At 74.8% G+C, this 6,912-nt stretch carries 6 protein-coding genes; 3 read left to right on the top strand and 3 right to left on the bottom strand.

All coding sequences use genetic code 11. The features are described from left to right. Positions 1 to 37: 37 nt before the first annotated feature. Complete coding sequence (gene fusA, locus QMZ92_RS23060) at positions 38 to 2,140, top strand: elongation factor G (protein WP_502962118.1); 2,103 nt, start codon at positions 38 to 40, stop codon at positions 2,138 to 2,140. 150 nt (positions 2,141 to 2,290) lie between these two features. Further along, complete coding sequence (locus QMZ92_RS23055; RefSeq protein WP_283299325.1) at positions 2,291 to 3,151, top strand: universal stress protein; 861 nt, start codon at positions 2,291 to 2,293, stop codon at positions 3,149 to 3,151. A 73-nt stretch (positions 3,152 to 3,224) separates the two neighbouring features. Here the strand turns inward: QMZ92_RS23055 and QMZ92_RS23050 are convergent, their stop codons facing one another. From QMZ92_RS23050 to QMZ92_RS23040, 3 genes are read right to left on the bottom strand one after another with little or no spacing between them, the layout of a single operon-like run. Beyond that, the gene (locus QMZ92_RS23050; RefSeq protein ID WP_283299324.1) at positions 3,225 to 4,250 is read right to left on the bottom strand and encodes an NAD(P)/FAD-dependent oxidoreductase; all 1,026 of its coding nucleotides are present in this window, start codon (positions 4,248 to 4,250) and stop codon (positions 3,225 to 3,227) included. Beyond that, positions 4,247 to 4,804, bottom strand: a complete 558-nt coding sequence (locus tag QMZ92_RS23045) for an isoprenylcysteine carboxyl methyltransferase family protein (RefSeq protein WP_283299323.1) — start codon at positions 4,802 to 4,804, stop codon at positions 4,247 to 4,249. Before QMZ92_RS23045 ends, QMZ92_RS23050 begins: the two co-directional genes overlap by 4 nt. Positions 4,805 to 4,811: 7 nt before the next feature. Further along, positions 4,812 to 5,912, bottom strand: coding sequence for a type III polyketide synthase (locus QMZ92_RS23040; protein WP_283299322.1), 1,101 nt, complete (start codon positions 5,910 to 5,912; stop codon positions 4,812 to 4,814). Positions 5,913 to 5,988: 76 nt separating this feature from the next. On the opposite strand from QMZ92_RS23040, the gene QMZ92_RS23035 reads away from it, so the two are divergent. Beyond that, a complete protein-coding gene (locus tag QMZ92_RS23035; protein ID WP_283299321.1) occupies positions 5,989 to 6,879 on the top strand; it encodes a UbiA family prenyltransferase in 891 nt (296 codons plus the stop codon). Positions 6,880 to 6,912: the final 33 nt, after the last annotated feature.

Here is a 6,912-nt window from a genome sequence, read left to right as displayed (position 1 = left end):
ACCAAACGATCACTGATCGCCTACGACCACTGAAAACATCGGACTCATTCATCTAGCCGTCGACCCCCTGACCACCGTCCGCAACCTGGGCATCCTCGCCCATGTCGACGCCGGCAAGACCACCGTCACCGAACGGATCCTGTACCTCACCGGAGCCACCCACAAGCGCGGCGAGGTCCACGAGGGCACGACCGTCACCGACTTCGACCCCCAGGAGCGCGACCGCGGCATCACCATCTTCGCCGCCGCGGTCAGCTGCGACTGGGCCGGGCACCGGATCAACCTCATCGACACCCCCGGACACGTCGACTTCTCCGACGAGGTGGAGCGCTCGCTGCGCGTCCTCGACGGCGCCGTCGCCGTGTTCGACGCCGTCGCGGGCGTGGAGCCGCAGAGCGAGTCCGTGTGGCGGCAGGCGGACCGGCACGGCGTTCCGCGGATCGCCTTCGTCAACAAGATGGATCGCGCGGGCGCCGACCTCGACTCGGCCGTCGCGTCGATCCGCGAACGCCTGCGCACAGTGCCCCTCGTCGTACAGATGCCGATCGGGAGGGAGGACGGGTTCACCGGGGTCGTGGACCTGCTGCGCATGCGCGCGCTGGTCTGGCACGCCGGCCGCGACGCGTTCGAGGAGGGGCCGGTGCCCGATGGCCTGGCCGAGGAGGCACTGCGGCGGCGCGTCCTGCTCGAGGAGGCGGTCGCCGAACTCCACCCCGCCGCACTGGAGGAGTTCTGCGAACGGTCGCGGGTGTCCGACGGGACGCTGGCGGGCGCACTGCGCGAGGTGACCCGCAGTGGCGAGGGCCTGGTGGTGCTGTGCGGCTCCGCCTACCGGAACCGCGGCGTCGAACCGCTGCTGCAGGCCGTCGTGGAGCTGCTGCCCGCGCCGACGGACGTGCCCGCCGTACGGGGCACGCTGGACGGTGTGTCCCAGGAGCGGCCCGCGGACCCGGCCGCGCCCCTGGCCGCCCTGGTCTTCAAGGTGCACTCGACGTCCACGGGACGGCTGACGTTCGTCCGTGTGTACTCGGGCACGGTCCGGAAGGGGGACACGGTCCTGGACGCGGGCGCGGGTCGGACCGAGCGCGTCGGACGCATCCTGCGCGTGCAGGCGGACCGGCACGCCGAGGCCGACCGCGCGGTCGCCGGGGACATCGTCGCCCTCGTCGGCGTCAAGTCCTCCCGTACCGGCGCCACACTGTGCTCACCCGCCGCCCCGCTCGTCCTCGAACCGCCCACCGCGGCCGCTCCGGTCGTCTCGGTGGCGGTCGAGGCCCGCGGCGGCCCGGACGCCGACCGACTGGTTCCCGCACTCGCGAGGCTGGCCGAGGAGGACCCGTCGCTCACGGTCGGCACCGACCCCGAGACCGGCCAGACAGTCCTGTCCGGCATGGGAGAACTGCATCTGGAGGTGGCGGTGGAGAAGATCCGGCGCGCTCACGGCATCCGCGTCGGTGTCGGCCGGCCGCGGGTGGCCTATCGCGAGACGGTCGCCCGAGGAGTCACCGGGTTGCTGTACCGGCACGTCAAACAGGACGGCGGCGCCGGGCAGTTCGCCCATGTCGTGCTGGACGTGGAGGCGCTGGGGGCCGTCGACGACGCCGGCACCGGCGGAACAACCGGTACGGGCGGATTCGCGTTCCGGTCGACCGTCACCGGCGGGCGGGTGCCGCAGGAGTACGCCCGCGCGGTGGAGGCCGGCTGCCGGGACGCCCTCGCCGAGGGACCGCTCGGCGGCCATCCGGTGACGGGGCTGCGCGTCACCCTGACCGACGGGGCGACCCACCCCAAGGACTCGTCCGAGACGGCGTTCCGCGCGGCGGGCAGATTCGCCCTCCGCGAGGCGCTGCGCGCGGCGGAGATGGTCCTCCTGGAACCGGTCGTGGAGGTCACCGTCACCGTGCCCGACGATGCCGTCGGCGGCGTGCTCGGTGATCTCGCGGCACGGCGCGGCCGGGTGTCGGGCTCGACCGCGGGTGCGGGCGGGGCGGTCGTCACCGCGACCGTGCCGCTGGCCGAACTGTTCGGCTACGCCTCGCGGTTGCGGGGCCGCACGCAGGGCCGCGGCACGTTCACCACCCGGGCCGCGGGCTACGCGCCCGTCCCGTCCGCGGTGGCCGCTGGGGTCCTGCCGCGGTAGGAGACGACGGTCGCGGCGGCTCCGCCCCCACTCACCGCAATCCCGGGACCCGGTCCCGGACTGGGCCGGGTGGTCCACACCCGTGCTGCGCCGCCCCACGCGCGGACGCACCCTGGAGCCAGACCGCGGAGATCGGAGCAGGGAGCACTCATGGTGGACGACACCACGTCACCGAGGGGGCCGGTACTGGCCGGCGTCGACGAGGGCGGTCAGGAGTACGTGGTGCGCTGCGCCGCCGAGCAGGCCGACCTGCACGAGGTGCCGCTCCAGCTCCTGCACGTCGCCGAGCACCACGGCACCCCGGTCCCGGGCGCCGAGGTCGTGGCGCCCCTGGAGAGGCTGGTCCGCACCGAGTTCCCCGGCGTGACCGTGACGGCGGAGGCGGTCCCCGGCCGTGCCTCCGCCGTGCTGGTGGAGCGGTCCGCACGGGCGTCCTGGACGGTCGTCGGGCACCGGGGCAGTGGTGGCTTCGCCCGTCTTCCGCTCGGCTCCGTGAGCTGGCAGGTCGCCACCCACGCCGCAGGCACCGTCATCGTCGTCCGCCCAGGTGACACACCACCGGACCCGGAGAAGCGCGTCGTGGCCGGGGTGGACGTCGCCGACACCTCCGGCATCTCGTCGCACGCCCTGGACGCAGCCTTCGCCGAGGCCGCGCTGCGCGGGGCGAACCTCGAACTCGTGCACGGCAGCTTCCACCTCGGTGAGACCCCGACCGGGCCCGGGATGGCCGCACCCGACTTCGACGTCCTCGACGAGGCGGTCCGGGCGGCCCTGCAGGAGGAGGCGGACAAGCGCCGTGACCGCTACCCCGGTGTGGCCGTGAGACTGCACGCGGAACGGCTCCGTGCGGCCACCCTCCTCGCGGAGTCCTCGCGTGGGGCGGTCCTCCTGGTCGTCGGCTCCCACGGGCGTTCCGGACTGCGCAGGCTGCTGCTGGGCTCGGTGAGTTCCGAGGTCCTCCACACCGCGGCCTGCCCGGTGGCGGTCGTGCACACTGCGCACACCGGGTGAGCGGCCACTGCGAGTCGTTCCCGGGCCGTCGGGCCGTCGGGCCGGGTGCCGGGCCCGACGGATGCCCGCCGCGTCAGCCCAGGAGGTTGACGCCCTCCCGGAACACGCGCGGCAGCCGGGCCGCGAGCGGCACGACCCGAGGAGCGAGATACGGATTCTCACGGGCCCGCAGCAGACACCCGGTCAGCAGCCGGTACGGGCGGGACAGCCGCCGCCAGGCTCGCTCGTACTCCCAGGGCCGGCCCGACCGTACACAGCGGACCAGTTCACCGGCCGCGGTCAGCGCGAGCGTCAGCCCCTCGCCGGTGAGCGCGTCGACGTATCCCGCGGCGTCCCCCACGAGCAGGACCCGGCCGGCCACCCGCGTGCGCACGTCCTGGCGCAGCGGCCCGGCACCGCGCACCGGGGTCGCCGCGGCCGAGCGCAGCCGCTCGCCCAAGGCCGGGAAGCGTGCCAGCTGGGCGTCGAACGGGGCGCGGTCGGCGGTGAGCACGGCGACACCGACGAGTCCGGCGGCGAGGGGCGTCACATACGCCTCGGAGCGTTCCGCCCAGTGGACCTCGACCAGGTCGCTCCACGGGGCGAGGGCGTAGTGGCGGCGCAGCCCGTAGCGCGCCGCCCGGTCGGGAGCGGGCCGCGCGCCCAGTCCGAGGGCGCGGCGGACGGGGGAGTGCAGCCCGTCGGCGGCGACGAGGTACCGCGCCGTCAGCCCGTCCGCCGTCACCTGCCGGCCGTCCTGGCGCACTTCGCCGAGTCGGCGTGCCACGAACCGCACACCCAGCTCCGCGGCGCGCGCCGCGAGCGCCGGCTGCAGGTCCGTGCGGCGTACCCCGAGGCCGTGTCCGGCCCGGAAACGCGCCTCCGCCGCGCGGGCGCCGAGTCCGTCGGTGTACCGGATGCCGGTGAACCGCGCCCCTTCGACGGCGACCCCGAGCCCCGCGAGCGCCCTCACGGCACCAGGCATCAGCCCCTCACCGCACGCCTTGTCGACCGGTGTGGGCCGCGGCTCCGCGACGACGACCTCGAACCCGGCCAGCGCACCGTGGATGGCGGTGGCGAGCCCCGCCGGGCCGCCGCCGGCGACCAGCAGATCGATCACCGGACCGCGTTCGCGGTCCGGCCGGCGGTGCCCGGCGCCCCGGTCAGGGCCGACTCCTCGCAGCGGATGCGGACCCCGAGCAGCGCCAGGTTGAGCACGGTGAACGCCAGGGCCGTCACCCACGCCGTGTGCACCAACGGCAGGGCAAGCCCCTCCAGCACGACGGCGGCGTAGTTGGGGTGACGGAGCCACCGGTACGGGCCGGAGGCGACGAGCGGCAGGCCCGGTACGACGATGACGCGGGTGTTCCACCGCGGGCCCAGTGTGACGATGCACCACCAGCGCAGCGCCTGGGCCGCGGCGGTCAGCGCCAGCATGGTCCAGCCGAGCACGGGCACGAAGGGGCGGTCCGCGGCCCAGGGTTCGACGGCGCAGCCGGCCAGCAGCACGGTGTGCAGGACGACCATGGCGGGGTAGTGGCCGCGGCCGTGTTCGACGCCTCCGTGCATCCGGCTCCGGACCGTGTTGCGGCGGGCCACGACGAGTTCGGCGAGTCGTTCCAAGGCGACCAGCAGGACGAGTGCGAGGAACACGGTGGGGGTGTGGGTGCTCATCGGGGCGTCACCAGCGCAGCAGGACGAGTTCGGAGGAGAATCCGGGGCCGAAGGCCAGCATCAGCCCGGGGGCGCCCGGTTCGGGCGGGCCGTCGACGAGGGTGTCCCTCAGGACGTGCAGCACGGAGGCGGAGGACAGGTTTCCGGCCCGGGCGAGCGACCGGCGGCTTGGCGACAGCGCGTCCTCGGGCAGCCCGAGTACGTCGGCGAGCACGTCGAGGACCTTCGGACCACCCGGGTGGCAGACCCAGGCCGCCACGTCCTGCGGTTTGAGGTCGTGCTCGGCGAGAAAGGACGCGATCTCCTCGCCCACGTGGAGCCTCACCACCTCGGGCAGTTCGCTGCCGAGCACCGGCCGGAGGCCCCACTCGCCGACGTGCCAGCCGAGGAGGTCTTCCGTGCCCGGGTGGAGACGGCTGCGGCAGTCGACGACCACCGGGCCCGAGCGGCCGGCGCACGGGTGCCCGCCGGTGCCTCCACCGGGGTGGCCCGCGTGCCGGGGGTGTTCGGCGCCGACCGCCACCAGCGCCGCCGCCCCGTCGCCGAAGAGCGCCCCTGAGACCAGATTGGCCATCGACGTGTCCGCGGCCTGCAGGGTGAGCGAGCAGAGTTCCACGGACAGCAGCACTCCCACGTCCCCGGGCCGGCCGATGAGCTGGTCGTGGAGGCGCGCCGTGCCCGCCGCGCCCCCGGCGCAGCCGAGTCCGAAGAGGGGCACGCGCCGTACGTCGGGGCGCAGTCCGGCCGCGGTGGCCAGGCGGGCGTCCAGCGACGGTGCCGCGATGCCCGTGACCGAGGTCGACACGATCACGTCCACCTCCTCGGGGGCGACTCCCGCCTCGTCGAGGGCGGCTCGCACGGCCCGCGTCCCGAGGTCCCGCGCCAGCTCCAGATAGATGTCGTTGCACTGGCCGAAGCCGTCGAGGCGGCCGTAGCGGTCCAGCGGCAGCGCGAGATGCCGGGCCTCGACCCCGACGGACGCGTGCACGCGCCGCAGCAGTCCGGGATCCGCCGCGGGCGGCAGCCGGCGGGCCAACTCCTCCGCGATCTCCGCCTGCGGGTGGCGATGGGGCGGGAACACGGCGCTCACGGCCAGGACGCGGGTCATCGCCCCAACATAGAAGTCCGCTGACACAACGTCATGAAACGGTCGCATCGGGCGCGTCGTGACCTAGCGTGGCGATGTGAAGTTCAGTGCCACCACCGATTCCGACGGGACCCACGCAGCGCCGTTCGACTCCGTCCGCCCGTCGGCCGCCGGTCTGCTGAAGGCGTGTCACCTGCTGCCGGCGGCAGTCGTCACCGGTCTCACGGCCGCGCTCGCCGCCGCGGTGGGAGGGCGCGGTCCATCCGGCGGAGCGCTCGTCGTGGGCGCGGTCGCCGCGGGTCAGCTGTCGATCGGGTGGTGCAACGACCGGGCCGACATGGGCCGGGACCGTGCGTCCGGCCGCCGGGACAAGCCGCTGGTCACGGGAGAGGCCCTGCCGGGTGTCGTGGCCGGGGCGGCGATCGCGGCCCTGGCCGTGTGCGTCGTCCTGTCGGCGGCGTGCGGGCCGGTGGCGGGGTTCGTCCATGCGGTGGCGGTGGCGGCGGCCTGGTCGTACAACCTCCGCCTCAAGCGCACCGTTCTGTCGTGGCTGCCGTACGCGCTGGCGTTCGGGCTGCTCCCGGCGTTCGTCACCCTCGCGCTGCCCGGTGGGCGCTGGCCGCCCCTGTGGCTCATGGCGGCCGCCGGACTGCTCGGCACGGGCGCGCACTTCGCCAACGTCCTGCCGGACATCGACCACGACCTGCGCACCGGTGTCCACGGGCTGCCGCAACGCCTCGGCCGGCGGCGGTCGGTATGTGTCGCGGCCCTGCTGGTGCTCGCCTCGTCACTGGTCCTGCTGGTGGCGCCCGACGGACCGGTCACCCGCCAGGGCTGGGCCGTCCTCGCGGTGACCGTGCTGCTCTGCGCGCTGGCCCTGCTGCGGCCCGTCCGTGACGCCGACGCCCGTCTTCCGTTCCTCGCCACCATGGGCATCGCCGCGGCCGACGCGGCGCATCTGGTGCTCCTGACCGCCTCCGTCGTCTGAGGTCCCAGCGCCGCCGGCCGATGGCCCGCCGCC

This window comes from Streptomyces sp. HNM0645 (genome assembly GCF_030056615.1).
GTDB classification, from domain to species: domain Bacteria; phylum Actinomycetota; class Actinomycetes; order Streptomycetales; family Streptomycetaceae; genus Streptomyces; species Streptomyces marianii.
The sequence above is the reverse complement of the archived record's forward strand: the minus strand, read 5'-3'. Positions and strand labels throughout refer to the sequence as shown.

Coding starts and splice junctions, on each gene's coding strand:
- QMZ92_RS23040 (WP_283299322.1), bottom strand. CDS start 5,912: ATGACCCGCGTCCTGGCCGTGAGCGCCGTGTTCCCGCCCCATCGCCAC.
- QMZ92_RS23045 (WP_283299323.1), bottom strand. CDS start 4,804: ATGAGCACCCACACCCCCACCGTGTTCCTCGCACTCGTCCTGCTGGTC.
- QMZ92_RS23055 (WP_283299325.1), top strand. CDS start 2,291: ATGGTGGACGACACCACGTCACCGAGGGGGCCGGTACTGGCCGGCGTC.